This is a genomic window from Rugamonas fusca (assembly GCF_014042365.1).
Taxonomy (GTDB): domain Bacteria; phylum Pseudomonadota; class Gammaproteobacteria; order Burkholderiales; family Burkholderiaceae_D; genus Rugamonas; species Rugamonas fusca.
Map to the genome: position 1 here is coordinate 1 of NZ_JACEZS010000072.1, position 529 is coordinate 529.

At 65.8% G+C, this 529-nt stretch carries 1 protein-coding gene; it reads right to left on the bottom strand.

Annotated elements, in window-relative coordinates; genetic code table 11:
* Window positions 1-529 (bottom strand): methyl-accepting chemotaxis protein (locus H3H36_RS26360; RefSeq protein WP_229220124.1); only part of this gene is annotated, 529 nt, incomplete at both ends.

Sequence of the window (529 nt, forward strand, 5' to 3'; positions counted from 1 at the left end):
CCGACAGCTGGTCCGTCACCTGCCGCACCTCGCCCACGCTGCGCCGGATCTCCTCGGAGAATTTGTCCATGCCCATCACGCTGGCCGAGACGGCCGACTGCATCTCCTTGAGCATCTGCTCGATGTCCCAGGTGGAGACGGCAGTCTGGTCGGCCAGGCGGCGGATTTCCGTGGCCACCACGGAGAAGCCGCGCCCCGCCTCGCCCGCCTTCTCGGCCTCGATGGCCGCGTTCAGCGACAGGATATTGGTCTGGTCGGCCACCTTGGTGATGGTCACCAGCACGCTGTTGATGTTGCTGGCCTTCTCCGACAGGGCGGCCAGCTTGGCGTTGATGGAATCGGTGGCGGCCACCATGTGCTGCATGGTGCCGTCCATGCGCTGCAAGTTGGCCTGGGCGTCGGCCGTGGCGCTGGTGGTGTAGTCGGCCACGGCGGTGGCTTGTTCCATGGTCTTGAGCAGGGCGCTGGTGTTGGCCGAGATTTCCTTGGTGGTGGACAGGATCTCGACGCTGGTCTGGGCCTGCTCCAC